The 19,275-nt window shown below is 70.4% G+C and carries 21 protein-coding genes and 1 pseudogene; 7 read left to right on the forward strand and 15 right to left on the reverse strand.

Annotated elements, in window-relative coordinates; genetic code table 11:
* Positions 1–20: 20 nt before the first annotated feature.
* Complete coding sequence (locus tag ACIBK4_RS06490) at positions 21–2,339, forward strand: glycoside hydrolase family 3 N-terminal domain-containing protein (RefSeq protein WP_398992659.1); 2,319 nt, start codon at positions 21–23, stop codon at positions 2,337–2,339.
* Between the two features lie 12 nt (positions 2,340–2,351).
* On the opposite strand, the gene ACIBK4_RS06495 is transcribed toward ACIBK4_RS06490, so the two are convergent.
* The 6 genes from ACIBK4_RS06495 to tsaB are packed head-to-tail and all read right to left on the reverse strand — an operon-like array spanning position 2,352 to position 5,622.
* Positions 2,352–2,744 (reverse strand): type II toxin-antitoxin system VapC family toxin, encoded by a 393-nt coding sequence (locus ACIBK4_RS06495; RefSeq protein ID WP_398992661.1) that lies wholly within the window; start codon positions 2,742–2,744, stop codon positions 2,352–2,354.
* Positions 2,741–3,013 (reverse strand): hypothetical protein, encoded by a 273-nt coding sequence (locus ACIBK4_RS06500; RefSeq protein WP_398992663.1) that lies wholly within the window; start codon positions 3,011–3,013, stop codon positions 2,741–2,743. The genes ACIBK4_RS06495 and ACIBK4_RS06500 overlap by 4 nt, the downstream gene beginning before the upstream one ends.
* A 24-nt stretch (positions 3,014–3,037) precedes the next feature.
* Positions 3,038–3,307, reverse strand: coding sequence for a hypothetical protein (locus ACIBK4_RS06505; RefSeq protein WP_398992990.1), 270 nt, complete (start codon positions 3,305–3,307; stop codon positions 3,038–3,040).
* Between the two features lie 14 nt (positions 3,308–3,321).
* A complete protein-coding gene (gene tsaD, locus ACIBK4_RS06510) occupies positions 3,322–4,428 on the reverse strand; it encodes a tRNA (adenosine(37)-N6)-threonylcarbamoyltransferase complex transferase subunit TsaD (RefSeq protein ID WP_398992665.1) in 1,107 nt (368 codons plus the stop codon).
* The gene (rimI, locus tag ACIBK4_RS06515; RefSeq protein ID WP_398992992.1) at positions 4,421–4,939 is read right to left on the reverse strand and encodes a ribosomal protein S18-alanine N-acetyltransferase; all 519 of its coding nucleotides are present in this window, start codon (positions 4,937–4,939) and stop codon (positions 4,421–4,423) included. The genes tsaD and rimI overlap by 8 nt, the downstream gene beginning before the upstream one ends.
* A gap of 29 nt (positions 4,940–4,968) precedes the next feature.
* Entirely contained in the window at positions 4,969–5,622 is a 654-nt protein-coding gene (tsaB, locus tag ACIBK4_RS06520; RefSeq protein ID WP_398992667.1) for a tRNA (adenosine(37)-N6)-threonylcarbamoyltransferase complex dimerization subunit type 1 TsaB, read from the reverse strand.
* A gap of 171 nt (positions 5,623–5,793) precedes the next feature.
* Here tsaB and ACIBK4_RS06525 point away from each other — a divergent pair, with 171 nt between their 5' ends.
* Entirely contained in the window at positions 5,794–6,354 is a 561-nt protein-coding gene (locus ACIBK4_RS06525) for a hypothetical protein (protein ID WP_398992669.1), read from the forward strand.
* A 392-nt stretch (positions 6,355–6,746) separates the two neighbouring features.
* Here ACIBK4_RS06525 and tsaE read toward each other — a convergent pair whose 3' ends face one another.
* The 8 genes from tsaE to ACIBK4_RS06565 form a co-directional block, all read right to left on the reverse strand.
* Positions 6,747–7,268: a tRNA (adenosine(37)-N6)-threonylcarbamoyltransferase complex ATPase subunit type 1 TsaE gene (tsaE, locus tag ACIBK4_RS06530; RefSeq protein ID WP_398992671.1), complete on the reverse strand. Its 522-nt coding sequence runs from the start codon at positions 7,266–7,268 to the stop codon at positions 6,747–6,749.
* Positions 7,234–8,466, reverse strand: coding sequence for an alpha/beta fold hydrolase (locus ACIBK4_RS06535; protein WP_398992673.1), 1,233 nt, complete (start codon positions 8,464–8,466; stop codon positions 7,234–7,236). The genes tsaE and ACIBK4_RS06535 overlap by 35 nt, the downstream gene beginning before the upstream one ends.
* A complete protein-coding gene (gene alr / locus ACIBK4_RS06540; RefSeq protein WP_398992675.1) occupies positions 8,463–9,731 on the reverse strand; it encodes an alanine racemase in 1,269 nt (422 codons plus the stop codon). The genes ACIBK4_RS06535 and alr overlap by 4 nt, the downstream gene beginning before the upstream one ends.
* Positions 9,732–9,786: 55 nt before the next feature.
* Positions 9,787–10,689: a L,D-transpeptidase family protein gene (locus tag ACIBK4_RS06545; protein WP_398992677.1), complete on the reverse strand. Its 903-nt coding sequence runs from the start codon at positions 10,687–10,689 to the stop codon at positions 9,787–9,789.
* Positions 10,690–10,894: 205 nt separating this feature from the next.
* On the reverse strand, positions 10,895–12,331 hold the full coding sequence (locus ACIBK4_RS06550) for an NAD(P)H-hydrate dehydratase (protein WP_398992679.1): 1,437 nt from the start codon (positions 12,329–12,331) through the stop codon (positions 10,895–10,897).
* A 183-nt stretch (positions 12,332–12,514) separates the two neighbouring features.
* A complete protein-coding gene (locus ACIBK4_RS06555; RefSeq protein WP_398992681.1) occupies positions 12,515–12,886 on the reverse strand; it encodes a holo-ACP synthase in 372 nt (123 codons plus the stop codon).
* 38 nt (positions 12,887–12,924) lie between these two features.
* Positions 12,925–13,476: an RICIN domain-containing protein gene (locus ACIBK4_RS06560; RefSeq protein WP_398992683.1), complete on the reverse strand. Its 552-nt coding sequence runs from the start codon at positions 13,474–13,476 to the stop codon at positions 12,925–12,927.
* Between the two features lie 184 nt (positions 13,477–13,660).
* Positions 13,661–14,068: a hypothetical protein gene (locus tag ACIBK4_RS06565; protein WP_398992685.1), complete on the reverse strand. Its 408-nt coding sequence runs from the start codon at positions 14,066–14,068 to the stop codon at positions 13,661–13,663.
* 292 nt (positions 14,069–14,360) lie between these two features.
* Between ACIBK4_RS06565 and ACIBK4_RS06570 the strand changes: the two genes are divergently transcribed.
* Entirely contained in the window at positions 14,361–14,714 is a 354-nt protein-coding gene (locus ACIBK4_RS06570) for a hypothetical protein (protein ID WP_398992687.1), read from the forward strand.
* A gap of 28 nt (positions 14,715–14,742) precedes the next feature.
* Positions 14,743–14,949, forward strand: a pseudogene (locus ACIBK4_RS06575) (DUF397 domain-containing protein); the annotation flags it as partial.
* Here the strand turns inward: ACIBK4_RS06575 and glmS are convergent.
* A complete protein-coding gene (glmS, locus tag ACIBK4_RS06580) occupies positions 14,910–16,757 on the reverse strand; it encodes a glutamine--fructose-6-phosphate transaminase (isomerizing) (protein ID WP_366431067.1) in 1,848 nt (615 codons plus the stop codon). The pseudogene ACIBK4_RS06575 and the gene glmS overlap by 40 nt on opposite strands.
* A gap of 313 nt (positions 16,758–17,070) precedes the next feature.
* Between glmS and ACIBK4_RS06585 the strand changes: the two genes are divergently transcribed.
* The 3 genes from ACIBK4_RS06585 to ACIBK4_RS06595 are packed head-to-tail and all read left to right on the forward strand — an operon-like array spanning position 17,071 to position 19,225.
* The gene (locus ACIBK4_RS06585; RefSeq protein ID WP_398992689.1) at positions 17,071–18,420 is read left to right on the forward strand and encodes a hypothetical protein; all 1,350 of its coding nucleotides are present in this window, start codon (positions 17,071–17,073) and stop codon (positions 18,418–18,420) included.
* Positions 18,336–18,803: a hypothetical protein gene (locus ACIBK4_RS06590; protein WP_398992691.1), complete on the forward strand. Its 468-nt coding sequence runs from the start codon at positions 18,336–18,338 to the stop codon at positions 18,801–18,803. Before ACIBK4_RS06585 ends, ACIBK4_RS06590 begins: the two co-directional genes overlap by 85 nt.
* Positions 18,800–19,225: a hypothetical protein gene (locus ACIBK4_RS06595; RefSeq protein ID WP_398992693.1), complete on the forward strand. Its 426-nt coding sequence runs from the start codon at positions 18,800–18,802 to the stop codon at positions 19,223–19,225. Before ACIBK4_RS06590 ends, ACIBK4_RS06595 begins: the two co-directional genes overlap by 4 nt.
* Positions 19,226–19,275 lie beyond the last annotated feature (50 nt).

Here is a 19,275-nt window from a genome sequence, read left to right on the forward strand (position 1 = left end):
CCTTTCCCGAACGGAGTTTCATGACCACCGCCCCCTGGCGCGACCCCGCCCTGCCCGCCACCGCCCGCGTCGACGACCTGCTCGCCCGGATGACCCTGGAGGAGAAGACCGCCCAGCTCTACGGCGTGTGGGTGGGCGCCGCCACGGACGGCGACGGAGTCGCCCCGCTCCAGCGGGAGATGACCTCGGACTACGACTGGGACGAGCTGATCACCCACGGCCTGGGCCAGCTCACCCGTTCCTTCGGTACGGCGCCGGTGGACCCGGAGTTGGGCGCGCAGGCGCTGGCCCGCGCGCAGCGCCGGATCGCGGCGGCGGGGCGTTTCGGCATCCCGGCGGTCGCCCACGAGGAGTGCCTGGCGGGCTTCACGGCGTGGGGTGCGACGGCATATCCGGTGCCGTTGGCATGGGGCGCGAGCTTCGACCCGGGGCTGGTCGAGGAGATGGCCCGGCGCATCGGCGCGGACCTGCGCTCGGCCGGCGTCCACCAGGGTCTCGCCCCGGTCCTGGACGTCGTACGGGATCCGCGGTGGGGCCGGGTGGAGGAGACGATCGGCGAGGATCCGTATCTGGTGGGGACCATCGGTACGGCTTACGTCCGGGGGCTGGAGTCCGCCGGGGTCGTCGCGACGCTGAAGCACTTCGCCGGGTACGCGTCCTCGGTGGGGGCGCGGAATCTGGCGCCGGTGCGGGCGGGGGTGCGGGAGTTCGCGGACGTCACCCTTCCCCCCTTCGAGATGGCTCTGCGGGAGGGCGGGGCGCGCTCGGTGATGGCGGCGTACAACGAGACGGACGGCGTCCCGGCGTCGGCGGATCCGCGCCTGCTCACCGAACTCCTGCGTGACGACTGGGAGTTCACCGGCACGGTCGTCGCCGACTACTTCGGCATCGGCTTCCTGGAGACGCTCCACCGGGTGGCGGGCAGCCCGGCACAGGCCGCGCACGCGGCGCTGGAGGCGGGCATCGACGTAGAGCTGCCGACCCTGAAGTGCTATGGGAAACCGTTGGTGGAGGCGGTGCGGGCGGGCGAGATCCCGGAGACGCTGGTGGACCGGGCGGCGCGTCGAGTGCTGTTGCAGAAGGCCGAGTTGGGGCTGCTGGACGAGGACTGGACCCCGGAGCCGACCGAGCGGATCGACCTGGACTCACCGGCGAACAGGACCCTGGCCCGCCAACTGGCAGAAGAATCAGTGGTGTTGCTGGACAACCCGGACGGCGTACTGCCCCTCCCGCCAGAGGCTCGTATCGCGGTGGTGGGCCCGAGGGCGGCGGACGCACTGGCGATGCTCGGCTGCTACTCCTTCCCGTCCCACGTGGGGACGCACCATCCCGAGGTGCCGATGGGCATCGAGATCCCGACGGTGCTGGAGTCGCTGCGGGCCGAACTCCCGGACGCCAAGGTGACGTTCGCGGAGGGGTGCGATGTGTCGGACCCGGACACGTCGGGTTTCGAGGAGGCGGTGGCGCGGGCGTCGGAGGCGGACGTGTGCGTGGCGGTACTGGGCGACCGCGCGGGCCTGTTCGGACGGGGCACGTCGGGCGAGGGTTGCGATGTGGCGGACCTACAACTACCAGGCGCTCAGGCCGACTTGCTGGACGCACTCGTATCAACAGGCGTCCCGGTGGTCCTGGTCCTCCTGACCGGCCGCCCCTACGCGCTGGGCCGCTGGCAGGGCCAACTGGGCGCGGTGGTCCAGGCGTTCTTCCCTGGGGAGGAAGGCGGCCCGGCAGTGGCGGGAGTGCTGTCGGGCCGCGTCAACCCGTCGGGCCGCCTCCCGGTGAGCGTCCCGCACGCGCCGGGCGGCCAACCGTGGACGTACCTCCAACCCCCACTGGGCCTGGCCGACGAGGTAAGCAACCTGGACCCGACCCCGCTGTACCCCTTCGGTCACGGCCGCTCGTACACGACGTTCGCGTGGGAGCCCGCCGAATCAAGGGAGTTGGAGAGGGAGTTGGAGATCGACACGGACGGCTCCTACGACCTGACACTGACCGTCCGCAACACGGGCGCCCGCACCGGCACGGAGGTGGTCCAGCTGTACCTCCACGACCCGGTCGCCTCGGTAACCCGCCCGGACGTCCGCCTGATCGCCTACCAGCGACTGGAGTTGCCCCCCGGCGAGTCGACAAGGCTGACCTTCCACTTCCACGCGGACCTGTCGGCCTTCACGGACCGCTCGGGACGCCGGGTGGTCGAACCGGGCGCGCTGGAGCTGAGGTTGGGGGTTTCCAGCGCGGAGGTACGGCATACGACCCGGCTGAATCTCACGGGCCCGATACGAGTGCTCGGCACCGACCGACGGCTGGTGTGCGAGACGGAGGTACGGGCCGACGAGTGACCCCGGCGCAGGTCAGATCTTGATCACGTGGGCACCGGCACCGCAGAGGTCCCGGAGGTCCTCGGGGTCCGAGGTCAGCACGGTCACGGGTGCCGGGGAGGCGAGCGCCGTCGCGGCGACGATGGCGTCAAGTGCGTACTTGTGCCCGTGCAGACCCGCTGCGGCGAGGAGCTTGCTCGCGTGGCGGGCGATCGCCTCGCTGGGCGGGACGACGTTGACGCGCGAGACGGCATGGTCGAAGCGGGCCTGGTGGGTCCGGGGGTCGCGGGCCTCGACGAGGGTCACCGAGCTGACGACCACGCGGATGTCCTCTGCTTCGGCCGCGACGAGCCACTCGGTGAGTTCCGGAGTGCGGCGGACGAGTTTGGACAGGCCCTCGCAGTCGAGGACGAGCGTGCCGCTCACGCGACGTCGGCCGAGCCGGCCGAACCACCGCGCAGGACAGCCCGCTTGGCCTCGACCGCGGCCGGGTCCACCGGACCGTGCGCGGCCTCCGCGTCCTCGATCAGTTCCCGCAGCCGGTCCCGCTCCAGCTGGCGCTGGATGAGCGCTTCGACGTAGGCGGACATGCCTCGCTTGCCGGTGCGCGCCTTGAGGGCGGCGATGGTGCCCTCGTGGAGCGACACGGACACCGGGCGGACGGGGCCTTCACCGGGCACGGGAGCTTCAGCCATGACCCCACTTTAACAAAACTCTTGTTATTCGCCCGCCGTCTGTTCGCCTGCCGTCTGTTCGCCCATCGACTCGAACCGCCACCGATGCACTGCCCGCATGACCAACTCCCCATCCGGCTCAGGCAGTTCAGGCAACTCGGCCTCGTATTCCGCATCCCACCACGTGATGACGAGCACCCGGTCCTGGGGCGCGCGGAGAAACTCCCGGCGCAAGGGCTCGGTCGGAAGTCGCTGGTCCCGTGCCCAGGCGAGCAGTTCAGCGCCCCGCCCGGGGACCGCCCTCGCCTCCCACATCAACGCGACCACCGTCACGAGTACAGGTTCTCCTTGCTGACCTCGTGCACGTGGTCGTGGTCGTGGGAGTGGCCGGGGACGTGGGGGTCCGTCACCGGGAGGGAGGAGTCCGCCGACAGGTCCCAGTCCGAGGGGACTCGGTTGCGGGCCACCATTTCCGCGCCCAGTGCGGCGACCATCGCGCCGTTGTCCGTGCAGAGCTTGGGGCGCGGGACGCGGAGGCGGATGCCGGCGGCCTCGCAGCGTTCCGCCGCCAGGGCGCGCAGGCGGGAGTTCGCCGCCACACCGCCGCCGATCATGAGGTGGTCGACGCCCTCGTCCTTGCAGGCCCGGACGGCCTTGCGGGTCAGGACGTCGACGACCGCCTCCTGGAAGGACGCCGACACATCGCGCACCGGCACCTCCTCCCCCGCCGCCCGCTTCGCCTCGATCCAACGGGCCACGGACGTCTTCAGCCCGGAGAAGGAGAAGTCGTACGCCGGGTCGCGCGGCCCGGTCAGGCCGCGTGGGAACGTGATCGCCGTAGGGTCGCCCTCCTTCGCGTACCGGTCGATGACCGGGCCGCCCGGGAAGCCGAGGTTCAGGACGCGGGCGATCTTGTCGAAGGCCTCGCCCGCCGCGTCGTCGATCGTCGCGCCCAGCGGCCGTACGTCCGAGGTGATGTCCGAGGACAACAACAGGGAGGAGTGACCGCCGGACACCAGCAGCGCCATCGTCGGTTCCGGCAGCGGGCCGTGTTCCAGCTGGTCCACGCAGATGTGGGAGGCGAGGTGGTTCACGCCGTAGAGGGGCTTGCCCAGTACGTAGGCGTACGCCTTCGCCGCCGAGACGCCTACCAGTAGCGCACCTGCCAGGCCCGGGCCCGCCGTGACCGCGATGCCGTCCAGGTCCCGCGCGCTCACGCCCGCGTCCTTCAGCGCGCGTTGGATCGTCGGGACCATCGCCTCCAGGTGGGCGCGGGACGCCACCTCCGGTACGACCCCGCCGAAACGGGCGTGCTCGTCGACGCTGGACGCGACCGCGTCCGCCAGCAGGGTCGTGCCGCGGACGATGCCGACGCCGGTCTCGTCGCAGGAGGTCTCGATGCCCAGGACGAGCGGCTCGTCGCGTGAGTCAGCCATGAATCTCGGTTCCTTGTACGGAAGGTGAGCCCGCAGCGGAGCTGCTGTCAGGATCTGTGGTCAGGCGCATCACCAGCGCGTCGACGTTGCCCGGCTGGTAGTAGCCGCGCCGGAATCCGATCGGGGCGAAGCCGAAGCGCTCGTAGAGTTTCTGCGCGCGGACGTTGTCGACGCGGCACTCCAGCATGACCTCGGCGCACTCGAACTCGCTTGCCGCGGTGAGGAGTTCGGTCAGCAGGGTGCCACCGAGGCCGGTGCCCCAGTGGTCGCGGGCGACGGCGATGGTCTGGATGTCGGCCTGGTCACCGGTGGTGGCGAGCCCGGCGTAGCCGACGAGCCGTACGCCGCTCTCGGTCTCCGCACCGTCCACCTCGGCCACCAGGTACCGGCGGGTCGCCTCGGCGCCCCGCGCATGCGCCAGTTCGGACCAGAACATGCCCCGGGACCAGGCGTCCTCGGGGAAGAGGTCCTTCTCCAGTTCCAGCACGGGGTCGATGTCCCACCAGCGCATCTCGCGCAGCCGAGGGCTCAGGGATTCGGTCACTTGGGGGTGACCACCTTGTAGTTCTTGGGCACCTGGGCGTCCGGGCGACGCAGGTACAGAGGCCTGGGTGCGGGGAGTTCGACACCGGCCGCGAGTCTCTCGGCGGCCAGCGAGGCGAGCGCGGCGGCGGACACGTGCTGCGGCTCGTGGGCGGCCGGGAAGGTGTCCGGGTAGAGCAGCGCACCGGCACCGACGGCGGGCAGCCCTGCCACCTCGTCGGCGATGTCGGCGGGCCGGTCCACGGCCGGGTCGGTGAGACGGGTCCGGGAGTCGGCGTAACGCGCCCAGTACACCTCCTTGCGCCGCGCGTCCGTGGCCACGACGAAGGGGCCGTCGAGGTCGGCGGCGTAGGCGAGGCCGTCCAGCGTGCACACACCGTGCACGGGCACGTCGAGCGCGAGCCCGAAGGTGTCGGCGGTCATCAGCCCGACGCGCAGCCCGGTGTAGGGGCCGGGGCCGATGCCCACGACGATTCCGGTGACGGCGTCGAGCGTGAGCCCCGCGTCGGCGAGCACATGGTCGACGGCCGGGAGCAGCAGCTCACCGTGACGGCGCGCGTCCACCTGACTCGACGAGGCGATGACGGCCTCGCCGTCGTGCAGGGCGACGGTGACGGCGGGGGTGGCGGTATCCAGAGCGAGCAAGAGCACGCAAACAGCCTACGGCTCCGGCGCCGCGAGCACGGCCGCCCCGGTCACCCCGGCCCCGGCTGCTACGGTCACCTAGGGTCACCGGACTTACGGGACGTACGGGTCCGTACGGGACACCGTCACAGGACGTAGACGCATCAGTGGACGCAAGAGACGCGGAGGTGGGCGCCGATGGCCGGCAGCAGCTCGGGAATCGTGGCCGGGCTCACCGTGGCGGCCGTCGCCACGGTCGGTTTCCTCGCCTACCAGGCATCGGCGACGGTCCCGCCCGGACTGGGCGACACGGCCCACGCGAGCGCGTCCCCCGCGGCGGTGGCCGCCAAGAAGGCCCCGCGCGACAAGAAGAACCCCGCCGCACTGCCCGCCGGGTCCGGCACGGGCGAGCGGGTCGTCTACTCGGTGGACGACGACCGGGTATGGCTGGTCGCCGACAACAACAAGGTCAACCGCACGTTCAAGGTCACCCCCGGCACGGTCGACCCGCCCACGGGCACCTACCCGGTCACCTCCCGCTCGAACGCCATCACCGGCACCGACGGCACCCCCATCCAGCACGTCGTCCGCTTCACCAACGCGGACAACGTCGCCATCGGCTTCAGCGCGGCGGTAAGCGGCGCGACGGACGCCCCCGACCCCACGACCAAGTCGGGCGGCATCCGCGAGTCGCCCGAGGACGGCGCGGCCATGTGGGAGTTCGCGACGATCGGCCAGAGCATCGTCGTAATCCGCTAAGCAATTAAACGGGGGGCAGCGCAACCCCCTTAGGGGCGCGGGGAACTGCGCGACCAGCCCCCACTGCCCCGCAGACGACCGACTACGCCGCTTTACGCTGACACTGCTCCCCCGGCACTTCCACCGGCTCCGGGTCGCGAGGGGGCGTAGAAACCACCCGCGCCGCCTCCCCCGCCGCCAACAGTTCCCGCATGGACACCCCAGCGAACGCAGACGGCCGCGCCCACTCACGCTGGTTCTCTGAAGCCGACACGGACGCCTCCTGGGAGCCGGGAGCAGACGTAGTTAGGTAGACCTAACTACGAACTGGATACCATGTGACCACGCCCGAGACCCGGAACGCAACATCTTGCCGACACCTTGTCGGAACCCACACCGCCCGCACCCCCCGGTCAGGCGCCGAGCACACCCAGTTCAACCCCGGCCCACCGCGCACCGAGCCCGGTGACAGCGACGTGCCGCACCTCGTCGGTCGTATCCCCGACGGCCCGGTGGATCACGATCGACAGCCGGTCGTCCGACAGCTCCTCGACCTTCCCCTCGCCCCACTCCACGACGATCACGGACTCGGGCAACGACACATCGAGATCGAGATCCTCCATGTCGTCGAGCCCGCCGCCCAGGCGATACGCGTCGACATGGACAAGCGGCGGCCCCTCACCGAGCGAGGGATGCACCCGGGCGATCACGAAGGTCGGCGAGGTCACCGCCCCGCGGACCCCGAGCCCCTCCCCCAGCCCCCGGGTGAGTGTCGTCTTGCCGGCGCCCAACTCCCCCGTGAGCATCACGAGGTCGCCCGCGCGCAGCAACTTGGCCAGCCGGCGCCCCAACTCCCCCATCTGCTCAGGGGAGTTGACGGTGATCGATACGGACAGGGGCTCAGCCGCGTTGTGCGGTGCTGCTGGTGCTTCCATAGCCACTTACGGTAGCCCCTGCCGGCACGGCACCCGCGCGGGTGAGCAGGTCGGCGAGGCGGTCCGTTACCACTTCCGGGTGTTCCAGCATGACCAGGTGCCCGGCGTCCGGCACGAGCACCAGCTCGGCGTCCGGCAGCAGATCGGCGATGGCCTCGCTGTGCTCGCTGGGCGTGACGAGATCGCCGATCCCGGCGAGCACGAGCACCGGCATGTCCTTGAAGTGGGGCAGCGCGGCGGTCTTGTCGTGGTCGGTGAACGCCGGATAGAACTCCGCCACGACATCGATGGGCGTCCCCTCGATCATCCGCTCCGCGAACCGCGCGACCGCCGGATCGACGTCCCGCGAGGCGAACGAGTACCGCTTGATGATCCCGGCGAACAGATCGGCGGTGGCCCGCCGCCCCCGCTCCACCAGCGCGGCCTGCTGCCCGAGCGCCTTCAGCACACCCGGCAGCACCCGCCGCACGGCGTTGACCCCGGCGACGGGCAGCCCGAAGTTGACCTCGCCGAGCCGCCCGGAGGACGTACCGACGAAGGCGGTGGCGACGACCCGTTCGCGGATCAGGTCGGGGTACTGGTCGGCGAGGGCCATCACCGTCATGCCGCCCATGGAGTGCCCGACGAGCACGATCGGCCCCTCGGGCACGGCCGCGTCGATCACGGCCTTCAGGTCGCGCCCCAACTGGTCGATGGTGAGCGGCATTCCGTCTTCCAGCTGCGCCACCCCGCGCGCGGAACGCCCATGGCTGCGCTGGTCCCAGTGCACGGTCCGCACGACCCCGCGCAGCGCCGCCCGCTGGAAGTGCCAGGAGTCCTGGTTGAGGCAGTACCCGTGACTGAAGACGACGGTGACGGGGGCCGGCGCCTTCCGCCCGAAGAGCCGCCGCCGCTTGGGCGTGACGGTGACATCGGGCTCGATGTCGTCGACCTCGTAGTACAGCTCGGTCCCGTCGTCGGCCTGTGCCGTACCGGGCGTACCGCGCAACGAGCCGTACGGCCCGGTCGAGTCGAGCGCCAGCCGGGCCCGCTCGCGCATCCCGCGCCCGACGGTCATCCGCTCTATGGCGACACCGGCGGCGGCACCGGCGGCGATCACACCTATCGCGGCACCGGCGATACCGGTGACCTTCCGCCAGTTCCCGCCCGCGGCGGCGGAGGCGACCGCGGCGACCGCCTCCGCACTGCTCTCGCTCACGTGCCGCTCCTCTTCACGTCACAACCCTGCGCTACGTCGTCTCCCTCATACCCGGGGATGACCTCACCGACGACCTCGGGAACGATCTCGCCGACGCCGACCTCATTGACGTAGACGCGGGGAACGCGTGTTCCGATGCGGGTCACGATCTCGTAGGCGATGGTCCCGGCGGCCTGCGCCCAGTCCTCGGCCGTGGGCTCACCCCGATCGCCGACTCCGAAGAGGATCGCCTCCGCCCCGACCTCCGGCTCGTCCCCGCCCAGGTCTACGACGAACTGGTCCATGGCGACCCGCCCCGCGACGGTGCGCCACTTCCCGCCGACGAGCACCGGCCCGGTGCCGGAGGCGTGCCGCGGGATGCCGTCCGCGTACCCGACGGGGATGAGGCCGAGGGTGGTCGTGCCCGGGGTGACGTAGTGATGTCCGTAACTGACCCCGTGCCCGCCCGGCACCTGCTTCACCAGCGCGACGGACGCCTTCAGGGTCATCACCGGCCGCAGCCCGAGCTCTGCCGAGGACCCCACCTCGGGGCTGGGCGAGATGCCGTAGACGGCGATGCCCGACCGGACGAGATCGAAGTGCGAGTCGGAACGGGTGAGCGTGGCGGGCGAGTTGGCGATGTGCCGCACTTCGGCCCGCACCCCACGCTGCTCCGCGTACGCCACCATCTCGCGGAAGAGGGCGAGTTGGGCGTCGATGGAGGGATGCCCGGGTTCGTCGGCGCAGGCGAGATGGGACCAGAGCCCGGTGATACGGAGCAGCCCGTCGGCCTCCGCGCGCAGAGCAGCGCCGACCAGCTCGGCCCAGTCGTCGCCGGGCTGACACCCGTTGCGCCCGAGCCCAGTGTCGGCCTTGAGCTGCACGCGCGCGGGAAGCCCGACAGCCCGAGCGGCCGCGACGACCTCCTCCAGGGCCCACATCCCGCTAACCGACACATCGAGATCGGCCTCGATGGCCTCCCGCCAGGGCCCGCCCGGGGTCCACAGCCAGCACATGATCCGCACGCTGTCGGGCACCCCGGCGCGAGCCCGCAGGTCAAGCGCTTCCTCGGGCGTGGCGGTACCGAGCCAGGTGGCCCCGGCCTCCACGGCGGCACGCGCACACGGCACAGCCCCATGGCCGTAGGCGTCGGATTTCACCACGGCCATGAGGGCCGCGCCCGGCGCGAGGGCGCGCAGGGTCCGCACATTGGCCCGCAGGGCGCCCAGATCGATCTCGGCGCGGGCGCGCAACGGTGCGGTGGGCTGTGTCGCTGTCTCATTCATGGCACCCCCAGTGTCTCAGAGGGGACTGACACCCCCTCTGAGCCCTCCTTGTTCGCTAGTTCCCGGGCCGGTGCCCCCACACGTACACACGGTCGCCCTTCTTCAGGACACCCCAGAGCTTGCGGGCGTCGGCCAGCCGCAGATTGACGCAGCCCCAGGAGCCGACGGTGGTGTAAATGCTGCCGTAGACGGCGTGGAAGGCGATGCCGCCGTCGAAGAACTGGGCATACGGCATAGGGCTGTTGTAGAGCGTCGACCAGTGGTTCTTGTGCTTCCAGTAGATCTTGTGCCACCCGCCCCGGGTCACATGCCCACTGCGCCCACTCCGCATGGGCACCGGCCCGAAGACGACCTTCTTCCCCTTCTGCACCCAGGTGAGCTGCCGATCGAGATCGACACAGGCGACGCGGTACGAGCGGACGGGACATTTCCGGGCGGCGTTCGGATTCTTCTTGGCACCGATCAACTGCATACGAGCCCACGTCACAGGCCCGGCGAACCCGATGGCGGGCTTGATGCCCTCCTTCTTCTGAAAGGCACGAATGGCCTTGCAGTCGGCGCCGGACTGCTTCCCGTCCACCCGCAGCTTCAGCCACCGTTCAACGCCCCGCTGATACGGCCCGGTCTGCTTGCTGCAGCTCACCTTGGCGACGGCGTCGGCGATCGGCACGTACTCGACGAGCGCGTAGGTCCCCGCGGCGGCGTCCCGCGGCTCAACCCGATCCTCCTCGGCGCTGGGCGTGTACACCTTCGGCGGAAGCGCCTGATCAGGCGTATCGATCTGCCACGGCTGATACGGCCCCGGCGGCACCCCCGGCACCAGTTCGGTCTCCCCGGGCCCCGCCGCCGGCGGCACCGGCCCATCGGCACCCCAGGCACTACCGACCCCTACGGGGAGAGCGATCACCGCGGTGAGCAGCACCGCGATACTTCTGTGCGCGATTCGTGTACTGATCATGCGATCAGAGAAACGCGCGCCCACGACAGGATCCGACTGCCGCGCGGAGGGGTCACCCTTATTGACGAGCGCAAGCCTTTCCAGCGCAGGCCGGCTTCACTCAGCCCGTCCGGCGTTTGAGGACGAGGCCGTTCAGGCCGAAGGGGGGTCTGGGGGCGCAGCCCCGAGTGATGGGACGGGTAGGGGCGGCGGGGGCGAAAGAAACTCAGTCCCGCACATCCCGCCAGGCAACCCGAACCGCCTCAGCCACATCATGCGCCCCCACAGGCGCCCCATCCGCAGCCAACCTCCCCGCCAGCCCATGCAGATACGCCCCCACACTCCCCGCATCGAACGCCGACAACCCCGCCGCCAACAACGACCCGGCGAGCCCCGACAACACGTCCCCACTCCCCGCCGTAGCCAGCCACCCCGTCCCCGTCGAATTGACCCGCACAACCCCACCCCCCGAATCGGCAACCAGCGTGGTCGCCCCCTTGAGCAACACGGTCGCCCCATACCGCCCGGCCAACTCCCGCACGGACTCCAACCGAGCCCCCTCGACCTCCCCCCGAGAAACCCCGAGCAACGCGGCCGCCTCCCCCGCATGCGGAGTCATCAACGTCGGCGCCCCCCGCCCCCGTACGGCATCCGGATCGGCCAACCGCAACCCGTCCGCGTCAATCAGCACAGGCACATCGGCGGTAACCACATCCGCGACAACCGAGGCGTCGTCCCCACCCCCGGGCCCGACAACCCAGGCCTGCACCCGCCCGGCCTTGAGCGGCCCGCCCTCGGACACCAGCACCTCAGGAAACCGAGCGATCACAGCATCAGAGGCGGGCCCGACGTACCGAACAGCCCCGGCACCACCCCGCAGGGCCCCGGCAACGGCAAGCACAGCGGCCCCCGGATACCGCCCGGACCCGGCCGCGATCCCCACAACTCCCCGCCGATACTTGTCACTTCCGGCCCCCGGCAAGGGCAACAACCGCGCCACATCGACGTGTTGCAGAGCCTCCACTTCGGGCTCGTCAGGCAGCTCGGCCCCCAGCCCGATATCGACAAGCCGCACGGCCCCGGCGTACTCCCGCGCAGGATCGATCAACAACCCAGGCTTGTGAGTCCCGAAGGTGACGGTGACATCGGCCCGCACGGCAGCCCCCCGCACCTCACCGCTGTCCGCCTCGACCCCACTGGGCAGATCAACGGCGACGACGATGCCCCCGGACTCGGAGGCAAGCCCGGCCAGCCGAGCGGCATCGGGCCGCAACCCACCGCGCCCACCGATCCCGACGATCCCGTCGAGAACGAGATCGGCACGGAGGAGGGCCACCTCGGCATCACCGGCGGAGACGGTACGCCCACCGGCCCGCAACAACGCGTCAAGCCCGCCGGCGTGAGCCCGCTCGGCAGCAAGCAGCACAGCGGTGACACCCGCCCCCCGCCGAGCGAGCCGGGCCCCCGCGTACAGGGCGTCACCCCCGTTGTCCCCGCTCCCCACCAGCAGTACGACCCGGCTGCCGTAGACCCGCCCCAACAACTGGGCGCAGGTGACGGCCAGTCCGGCGGCGGCCCGCTGCATGAGCGCACCCTCCGGAACCCGCGCCATCAACCGCTGCTCGGCAGCCCTTACCGTCTCCACGCTGTACGCAGTACGCATACGTTCGAGTCTGCCCCGGAAGCAACCGAGACCGCACCCGCGCACCCGACGGAACCGGCAGCCGCCGACGGCGATCTGCCCCCACAGGGGCCACCCGCACCCGACAACGAAAGTTGCACGGGCGGTGCGGGTGGGAAACAAAAGAGGCCGAAGGCGCAGCCGAGGCCGTACGGCGCCCACCCGTCACCCCTCCGCGATCACCACCGCCGAGGCCACCCCCGCGTCATGGCTCAACGAGACATGCCAGACCCGCACCCCCAGCTCGGCGGCCCGCGCGGCAACCGTGCCGGTGACCCGCAACCGAGGCCGCCCGCTCTCCTCGACGTAGACCTCCGCGTCCGTCCAGTGCAGCCCGCCCGGCGCCCCCAACGCCTTGGCCACCGCCTCCTTCGCCGCGAAGCGCGCGGCGAGGGAGGCGGGCCCCCGGCGCTCCCCGCTGGGCAACAGCAACTCGCTGTCCAGGAAGAGCCGTTGGGCCATGCCGGGCGTACGTGCCAGCGACGCCGCGAACCGGTCGATCTCGGCCACGTCGATACCAACCCCGATGATGCTCATGCCGAGCACCCTATGACCGGGCCGTCCCGCGACACGGATCAGCTGAACAGCCAGTACTGACTGAACGTGGCCGCGCAGGTGACCTGGACGATCCCGGCCTTGTCGGACCCGCTCGCCCCGGCGACACCCATGCACTTGGCACTGTGCCGCACCACCAGCTGAAACCCGGTGATACCGGCCGGCGCGGCCCGCAGCGCCCACTGCTGATTGCTCGCCCCGGTGCAGGAGAACTGGTTGACGACGGCGTTGTCGTCGACGCTCTTCTCGCGGACGTCCGCGCACTTGTCGCTGTTGAGGTTGCGGAGAAGGTAGTAGCCGCTGTCGGTGGCCTGCAGCGCCCACTGCTGGTTGCGGCCACCGTTGCAGGCGTACTGCTCCAGCCCCTGTCCGTCGTCGGAGCTGGACTCCGGGACGTCGAGACACTTGCCGCTGTTGTAATTGGTCACTGTCAGGTACGTCACCGCCTGCGGCCCGGCGACGGCGGTCCCGGCCCCGGCGGCCGAGAGCCCGACGACACTCATACCGAGCGCCACTGCCGCCGCGGCCGCCGAGGCGGCCCGTCCGGGACGTCTCACACGCGTGCTGGTCATACCCATTGGGTCATCCCCCGCTACCGAGTACCGGATGTTCGAACGGCGTCTGCCGCCGTACGACAGACTGCCGGTGCCCGGTCGGCGAGGGATGGGTACCCACTACCCAACTACCCATGAAAACCTACGGAGTTCAGGCTTCGGAGCTGAGGCTTCGTAGTTCAGCCTTCGGAGTCGAGTCGCCTCAGGCGGCATCGAGAGCGCCGGTGATCTTGCGGGCCATGTCGGCCATGACGGGGCTGGACTGGTTCTTGCCGGTCCGGGTGCCCGCGTCGAGGGCGACGAGGACGGTGCCGCGGAAGTTGTCGGCCTCGGCCGGGTCCTGCTTCTTGAGCACGGTCATGGCTTCGGTGAGGGCCGGGAGAATACGGTCGGCGAGTTCGGCGACGGACTTGCCGTGCAGGCCGGTGATCTTCGACTTCTCGGCGAGCACGTAGCCGATCGGCCCGGTCGCGGAGGCGAGGGCGATGCTGCCCCGGGTGGCGACCTTGTGCGGCGAACCGGCGGCACCGGCGGCGGCCATCAGCGAGACGGCGCCGTACGCGGCGGTGCGGAGGGTGAGCTTGTCCTGGTCGGTGAGGTTGATACCCATGGTGATGCGCTCCTAGGTTCGTCGGTTCCGGACCGGCTGTGCGCCGCTTCCTTCTGACCCAGATCCTGCGCGCACCGGGTTTCACGACGGCCTCAGGGCGCTTTCAGTGGGCGGGGGGGGTGCGGGCGAGCCGCTGAAACCGGGCCGAGAAAACGTGTGTCGCCGCAGGGGGTGCGCACCTAGCCTGTGGCCCATGCACCAGCCCCGAAGGCGCGACCGGCGTCCGGCTCATCGCGCCGGAGCGGCCCAACACCGGGCTCCCGCCTCGGTAGTTGAGGTCGAGGGTGCCGACGTGGTGATCGTCGGCTATTTCTCCGGCAAGCAGAAGGACTGGGCCGAGCTGATGGACGCGGCGGCGCGGGAGCTGGGGGCACGCGGTGCGCGGGAGGTGGGCCGGATCGTGCAGCGGCGGGGCGTCTCGGCCGGCGGCGCCAAGAAGATGGCATTGCCCTATTCCTCGCGAACGCTTCTGACGTACGGCAAGGTTCGCGAAGCGGCGACACTCCGCGCGCGGACGAACGCCGACGCGGCGGTCTTCGTGGGCGACCTGACGCAGCGTCAACGCCGGGTGCTGACAGGGATGTTGGGCTGTCCAGCGGTAAGTCTCGCCGCTGCCCTGACGTCGACTGTTCTGAAGACCCCGTGACGCCCCCACCGCCCGGCGGAAGTCGTCCTGCTCAGGCCCAGGCGACGGTGACCCCTGCGTGGAAATCTCAACCCACCCCACCCACACAGACACCCGCGACTCAAAGACCCCGGCCGGAGCCACCCTCACGTTCCCGGCCGGAGCCTTCGCCCCCTTCGTAGAAGCCCTAAAGCCGCCTCACTCCACGCACCCCGCTCACTCCACCGTCACCGACTTCGCCAAGTTCCGAGGCTGATCAACCTCGTTGCCCCGAGCCGTGGCCAACTCGCAAGCGAACACCTGCAACGGCACCGTCGCGACAAGCGGTTGCAGTAGCGTCGGTGTCGCCGGGATCCGGATCAAGTGGTCGGCGTACGGGACGACCGTCTCGTCGCCCTCCTCCGCGATCACGATCGTCATCGCACCGCGCGCCCGGATCTCCTGGATGTTGGACACGATCTTGTCGTGCAGAACCGACCGCCCGCGGGACGAGGGAACGACGACGACCACCGGCATGCCCTCCTCGATCAGCGCGATCGGCCCGTGCTTCAACTCCCCCGCCGCGAAGCCCTCGGCGTGCATGTACGCCAACTCCTTGAGTTTCAGGGCGCCTTCGAGAGCGACGGGATAGCCGACATGCCGGCCCAGGAACAGCACCGTGTTCTTGGAAGCGACCGACCGCGCCAACTCCCGTACCGGCTCCATCGTTTCCAGTACCCGCTCGACCTCACCGGAGATCTGCGACAGGTCCCGGATGACCGCCTGGATCTCGTCGCCCCACTTCGTGCCGCGGACCTGGCCGAGATACAACGCCACCAGGTAACACGCCACCAACTGCGTCAGAAACGCCTTCGTGGACGCTACGGCGACCTCCGGCCCGGCATGCGTGTACAGCACTGCGTCCGACTCCCGCGGAATCGTCGAACCGTTGGTGTTGCAGATCGCCAGGACCTTCGACCCCTGCTCCCGCGCGTGCCGTAGCGCCATCAGCGTGTCCATCGTCTCGCCGGACTGGGAGATGGCGATGACCAGCGACCGCGCGCCCAGGATCGGATCCCGGTACCGGAACTCGCTCGCCAGCTCCACCTCGCAGGGAATCCGCGTCCAGTGCTCGATGGCGTACTTGGCGATCATGCCCGCGTGGAAAGCCGTACCGCACGCGACGATGACGACCTTGTCGATCTCCCTCAACTCATGGACGGGGATGCGGACTTCGTCCAGCGAGAGCAGGCCCGCCGCGTCGATCCGGCCCAGCAGCGTGTCGGCGACGGCCTTCGGCTGCTCGGCGATCTCCTTGAGCATGAAGTAGTCGTAGCCGCCCTTCTCCGCGGCCGACGCGTCCCAGTCGACGTGGTACGAACGGACCTCGGCCGGTGCCCCGTCGAAACCGGTGACCGTCACCCCGTCCCGCCGCAGCTCGACCACCTGGTCCTGCCCCAGCTCGATCGCGGAGCGCGTGTGCGCGATGAACGCGGCGACGTCGGACGCGAGGAACGCCTCGCCCTCCCCCACGCCGACCACGAGCGGGGAGTTGCGCCGCGCGCCCACGACCACGTCCGGCTCGTCCGCGTGCACCGCGACCAGCGTGAACGCGCCCTCAAGACGCCGGCACACCTGCCGCATCGCCTCCGCCAGGTCCGCGCACCCCGAGAACTCCTCGGCCAGCAGATGCGCGACCACCTCGGTGTCCGTGTCGGAGGCGAGATCGTGCCCGCGCTCCGCCAACTCGGCCCGCAGACAGGCGAAGTTCTCGATGATGCCGTTGTGGACGACCGCGACGCGCCCCGCGTTGTCGAGGTGCGGGTGGGCGTTCGCGTCGGTCGGGCCGCCGTGTGTGGCCCAGCGCGTGTGCCCGATGCCCGTCGACCCCGCCGGCAGCGGGCGGTCGACCAGCTCCTTCTCCAGATTGACGAGTTTCCCGGCCTTCTTGGCCGCCGCCAGCCCGCCGTCCGCGAGCACGGCGACACCCGACGAGTCGTACCCCCGGTACTCCAGCCGCTTCAGTCCGGCCATCACCACATCAAGCGCCGACTGCGACCCCACGTATCCCACGATTCCGCACATGCGCCGCAGCCTAGGCGCCGGAGCCCGTCCGAACACGGCACTTCTTGCCCGATTTCGGAAATTGTGGCCATGATCGAAAACCGGCCACCCGTGTCCCGTACACCCGGCCCGTCGGCGACTTCACGCCATCCCCGCCACCGGCAGGGAAATCCCTTGCTCAGGACACCCACCACCTGCCTAGAGTGACGCGCGCTTGACCGGATCTTGACCCAATCCGCCCATCCGCAGACGTTCAGTTCAAGCCGTGGACCAGCGGCAGGCAGTTCAAGCCGTCGACCAGCGGCCGACAGCCAGCACCCGGGGGAACCACACCATGGCCAGACAACGCGAACAGCTCTTCGCGTTCTACGAGGACGACTTCGGGCTGAGCGCGCTCGCCGGGAAACTCGCCTCGGCCACCGCACCCGACCTCGCGCGCGCACGGGAGTTCGCCGCCGAGGTGGCCGGTGACTGCGAAGGCGAAGGTGCCGTGGAACTCGGCGTGGACATCCGCTGCCTGCTCGACTCCGATCTGCCGGACGAGACACTCCGCGCGGCCTGGCTGGCGGCCACGCACGAGCGCTTCGACCCGGCGGACTTCGGGACGGACCTCCACGGCTGGCTGACCCGGCTCGCGGAGCTGTACCCGGCCCGGCCCCGCAAGAAGCCCCAGGTGTACTGGCCCTCGCCATCGCCCCCCGAGTTCGCGGAAGAGAAGCTGCGCGCAGCCGTCGTAGCCGAAATACGCGTCTCCGCAGCCGAGTTGAGGCACGCACTGGTACACGGCGGTGCCGGGCGGACCTTGCCCGCGACGGTTCCGGAGGCCCTGGAGGCCATCGCCGGGCAGGCCGACGGGGAGACCGGATTCCGCCTCTTGCTCCGCGTCCTGAAAGCGTGGGCGGTACCGGTCGCCAAGGATCAGTACGACCGCCTGATGGAACTCTCCTCGGAACTCGGCCGGCCAGGACCGCTGATCTACGACGGCCTCGACATCCAGTGGCTGCCCATCGACCCGGCGCGACGCGACCGCTCGGGAGACTTCGGCATCTCGGTCCTGGCGGAGCGCTTCTCCACGTTCTGGGAGGAACCCACGGCACGGGAGGGCGTGGCGCACGCCGCGACGTTCGACGACTCCGCGGAGACCCCGGGCACCGCGGCGGCGCTGCTGTTCGAGGACACCCACCGCCTCCTGAACTCCCCCCTGAGCGCCGACACCCTCACCACCCTGTGGCTGGCCGTGTCCGACCGGGGCCTCGACATCGACCGGCTCGGCATCGACGGGCGGGACTGGCTCAGGCTGATCGCGGACGTGTGCGAGGAACGCCTGAGGGAGGTCGCCCCCGCCTACACACCCGTCGTAGGACCGGCCAGGACCGCGCTCACCCAGCCGGTACTGGAGGCGATCGACGAGGCGACCCCGGCACTGTCGACCCGGACGATCAGCGCCCACCCCGCCCCGATACGCCGCGTACCGAGCCCTCGGCGACCAGTTCGGCTACGGCCCGTCCCATGTACCGGACACCATCGGCCACCTCGCCCCGGAGAACTGACCGAGCGACCGGAGACCCCATGCCCGACCGCCCCGCGCCTGACCACCCCATGTCCGACCACCCCGTGTTCGACCTGCCCCCGAAAGCCCCACCGGAGATCGTCGAGGCACGCGAGGCGCTGGCCGGGCAGGTGATCCAGGCACTCCGGCAAGCCGGCCTGCCCGCCTTCCGGGACGGAGAGCCCACAGCAACCAACCGGGCAGGCGCTGTGGTCTACGTCGACCCCGACGCCGAGACGGCTTCGGCGCCCGTGTCCCTGAACTGGAGATGCGACCCCGCCATGCTCAGTGCGGCCGTCGACAGCCTCACCTCCGGTGATCCCGACGCACCCGTCGTCCGTTGTCCCGGGATCATCGGCCTGCACATGCAGAGCGCGCTGATCAACATCCTGCTGTCGGCGGGAGTCCTCGCGACGCCGGACAACGACGCCATGAACCCGGACCACGTCCTGGTCTTCGGAACGCTGTCCGACCCGACGCCCACCCCACGTCCCACGCCCGCCCAGGAGACCCCATGACGGACACCCCCCGATTCGACCTGCCCCCGAAAGCCCCACCGGAGATCGTCGAAGCGCGCCACGCACTGGCCGAGCAGGTGTGTCAGGCACTGCGGCTCGTCGGTTTTCCCGTGGACCGGGGTGACCTCAGCGGCGGGCCGCACTACCTGCCCGGCGTGGACGTACACGTCACGCCCTTCGTCGACGGCGGGGTGTACGCGAACTGGCACACGGACGCGGAGTTGCGCGACCCCGCGCTCGACCTCTTCGCGAAAGGCATCGACTACGCGAACCCGCCCCCGGCCGTGCGCCACCACAACACGGTGCTCAACCACATGCAGGCAGCCCTCATGGGGATCCTCGCCTCGGCGGGATTCGAGGTCGAGGAACCGGACGGACACGCGCACGGAAGCATGGTCCTGGTGACGGGCTTCCGACCCTGATCCACCCGGTCCTGATCGACCCGGCCCTGATCCATCCGTTTCCTCCTCCG

Origin of the sequence: Streptomyces sp. NPDC050528 (assembly GCF_044457795.1) — a bacterium.
Classification (GTDB): domain Bacteria; phylum Actinomycetota; class Actinomycetes; order Streptomycetales; family Streptomycetaceae; genus Streptomyces.

What these genes read in the sequence shown, in the direction of transcription:
- ACIBK4_RS06490 (WP_398992659.1), top strand. Translation starts at nt 21, where the DNA reads ATGACCACCGCCCCCTGGCGCGACCCCGCCCTGCCCGCCACCGCCCGC.
- ACIBK4_RS06500 (WP_398992663.1), bottom strand. Translation starts at nt 3,013, where the DNA reads ATGGCTGAAGCTCCCGTGCCCGGTGAAGGCCCCGTCCGCCCGGTGTCC.
- ACIBK4_RS06505 (WP_398992990.1), bottom strand. Translation starts at nt 3,307, where the DNA reads ATGTGGGAGGCGAGGGCGGTCCCCGGGCGGGGCGCTGAACTGCTCGCC.
- tsaD (WP_398992665.1), bottom strand. Translation starts at nt 4,428, where the DNA reads ATGGCTGACTCACGCGACGAGCCGCTCGTCCTGGGCATCGAGACCTCC.
- rimI (WP_398992992.1), bottom strand. Translation starts at nt 4,939, where the DNA reads ATGCGCTGGTGGGACATCGACCCCGTGCTGGAACTGGAGAAGGACCTC.
- ACIBK4_RS06525 (WP_398992669.1), top strand. Translation starts at nt 5,794, where the DNA reads ATGGCCGGCAGCAGCTCGGGAATCGTGGCCGGGCTCACCGTGGCGGCC.
- tsaE (WP_398992671.1), bottom strand. Translation starts at nt 7,268, where the DNA reads ATGGAAGCACCAGCAGCACCGCACAACGCGGCTGAGCCCCTGTCCGTA.
- alr (WP_398992675.1), bottom strand. Translation starts at nt 9,731, where the DNA reads ATGAATGAGACAGCGACACAGCCCACCGCACCGTTGCGCGCCCGCGCC.
- ACIBK4_RS06545 (WP_398992677.1), bottom strand. Translation starts at nt 10,689, where the DNA reads ATGATCAGTACACGAATCGCGCACAGAAGTATCGCGGTGCTGCTCACC.
- ACIBK4_RS06550 (WP_398992679.1), bottom strand. Translation starts at nt 12,331, where the DNA reads ATGCGTACTGCGTACAGCGTGGAGACGGTAAGGGCTGCCGAGCAGCGG.
- ACIBK4_RS06555 (WP_398992681.1), bottom strand. Translation starts at nt 12,886, where the DNA reads ATGAGCATCATCGGGGTTGGTATCGACGTGGCCGAGATCGACCGGTTC.
- ACIBK4_RS06560 (WP_398992683.1), bottom strand. Translation starts at nt 13,476, where the DNA reads ATGACCAGCACGCGTGTGAGACGTCCCGGACGGGCCGCCTCGGCGGCC.
- ACIBK4_RS06565 (WP_398992685.1), bottom strand. Translation starts at nt 14,068, where the DNA reads ATGGGTATCAACCTCACCGACCAGGACAAGCTCACCCTCCGCACCGCC.
- glmS (WP_366431067.1), bottom strand. Translation starts at nt 16,757, where the DNA reads ATGTGCGGAATCGTGGGATACGTGGGGTCGCAGTCGGCGCTTGATGTG.
- ACIBK4_RS06585 (WP_398992689.1), top strand. Translation starts at nt 17,071, where the DNA reads ATGGCCAGACAACGCGAACAGCTCTTCGCGTTCTACGAGGACGACTTC.
- ACIBK4_RS06590 (WP_398992691.1), top strand. Translation starts at nt 18,336, where the DNA reads ATGTCCGACCACCCCGTGTTCGACCTGCCCCCGAAAGCCCCACCGGAG.
- ACIBK4_RS06595 (WP_398992693.1), top strand. Translation starts at nt 18,800, where the DNA reads ATGACGGACACCCCCCGATTCGACCTGCCCCCGAAAGCCCCACCGGAG.